Below are 2,112 nucleotides of genomic sequence, written 5' to 3' on the forward strand. Positions count from 1 at the left end.
GACAACTCCTGGTCATACGACAGAGCCAGCGCAAACCCCGCCTCCCCACGCCCCGCCGTCGCCAGGAGCGGCACCTCCAGGGAGTAGCGGCCGGTCCGCACATCCACCGCACCCCCCGCCTCCTCACCCGGGGCAAACACACCCGACACCGCAGCCGAGTCGCCAGCAGCAATGGAGCGGAAGCCAGGAACGGCGCGTGCTTCGGCCGGGGCGCCGCAAAGGGCGGTGCCAGCGCTTACTAGGACTAGAAGACCAACGAGGCCGCCCTTGCGGCGGGGGTGGGGCATAGCAAGCACAACAGACCTCAGAGACATCGGAAGCAGATGATCGCCAAGACCCCACCAGAACTAGTCGTATTCAGTCTCCACCGAGCGGAGCGCCAATCGGTGGAGACTCAAGCTCCGTATCCTCCTGGTGATCGTCGATCAGCTCGTCGAGGTTTGACTGGCAGAGCAAGTTCACGTGTCCTGCCCATGTGCCGCGTACGGTGAGTCCGTCGCATACTGCCCATGTCGAGGGGTTGGGTTGGGTGGTATGGGGGACACCGGGAGGACGAACGGGATGAGGCAGGCCGCTGTGAGCGAGCTGGAGGAACGGGTGCCGGGGCGCCGTTGGACGGTGCGTCTGGACACCGTCGGCCGGGGGAGTGCGGCCGTACGTATCTCGTGCAGCCGCCCCGCCTGCGCTGAGCAGCGTCATTCCACTGCGGCTGCCGCCCGTGCCGCTGCGGTCGCCCACATCAATGCCCATTTGCGAGCTGCGCCCGCACCACGGGCCGGAGCGTACTGCGCGTGCCGCTTCAGAGGCTGCCGTGCCCATGTGCCCGACACCGGCCGCGCGGGGGCGGCCATGCCGTCTGATCGGGTAGGGCGCTGGTGGCAGGTAATGGAGTGCTGCTCCCGCTGCGCGGCCGCCATCCCCGGAGCGAAGACCACCGCATCTTCCCAGCCCTAGTACTCCAGTAGCGGATCGTGTCCTGAGCTGGTTCTTCTTTGGTGATGGCTGCGTCGCGCGGTTGCTTGGCGGCGGCGTCGCCAGTGGGACCAGCTCAGTGCGTGATCTCGTGGGTCGCATCGAGTGGTGCGTCGGGGCAGGAAATGTTCCATGAGCCTGCGGATCTCTGCCACGGTGAGAGCGACGATCCTGCTGGTGGGGTCGTTTCTGCAGCCCCTTTTACCGCCTCATCGGCGGCGAGGCCGGCGAGGCCGGCGAGGAAGGCGAGGAAGGCGAGGAAGGCGTGAGCGAGCATGGCCAGGGTGACGTGCCGATACCAGCCGACGTATCGCCGGACCTCGTACTGGTCCAGGCCGCACTCGTTCTTCGCGGCCTGAAAGCATTCCTCGATCGCCCACCGCATCCCGGCCACCCTCGCCAGATCGGCAACCGTGCAGGCCACAGGCGCGTAAGCGAAGTAGAAGGCGATCTCGGCGGGCCGGGTCAGGCTCCGGCGGGCAAGAACCCAGCGGTGATGGGTGGGCTCGTCCCCGTCGAAGAAACCGATCGCCGGCAGCCTTGCGCTGGCCCGGTCGTAGACGCGCGGGCCCTTCGCTCCGTCGCCGCAGGAGATCCGCTGCCATGCCTCCTCGGGTGCCTCCGCAATGAGTTCGTCGATTCTCCAGAACCCTGCCAGGCTCTTGACCTGCTGCGATTTCGGCACCGCGACCACATAGCCGACCCCGAGCTCCTCGAGCAGGCGTCGGAACTTCCACTCCTGTCCGTAAGCCTCGTCCGCCGTCACCCAGTCCGCCGGCAGGCCCGCGGCCAGGCAGCGGGCCACGATCGCCTTCGCGAGCTCGCCCTTCGTGGCGAAGTGGCGCTCGTCGGGGATCTTCGCCGCCCGGCAGCGTTCCCGATCCGACGTCCATGCCTTTGGCAGATACAACTCCCGGTCCACCAAGGCCCGTCCACGGCCGGTGGCGTAGGCGGCGAACACTCCGATCTGGCAATTGTCGATCTTCCCCGATGTGCCGGTGTACTGCCGGCCGACCCCGGCCGATGTGACGCCCTTCTTGATGAAACCGGTGTCGTCGATGATCAGCACGCCGCCCGGCCCGAGCCGTTCGGCAACATGGTCCCGCACGTCGTCACGGACCGCGTCTGCATCCCAGACGC

At 67.5% G+C, this 2,112-nt stretch carries 1 protein-coding gene; it reads right to left on the reverse strand.

Annotated elements, in window-relative coordinates; genetic code table 11:
- Positions 1-1,048: 1,048 nt before the first annotated feature.
- A partial coding sequence (locus IF89_RS0135070) for an IS701 family transposase (RefSeq protein WP_051808139.1) occupies positions 1,049-2,112 on the reverse strand: 1,064 nt, incomplete at its 5' end.

The organism is Streptomyces sp. NRRL F-2664 (assembly GCF_000719345.1).
Taxonomy (GTDB): Bacteria; Actinomycetota; Actinomycetes; order Streptomycetales; family Streptomycetaceae; genus Streptomyces.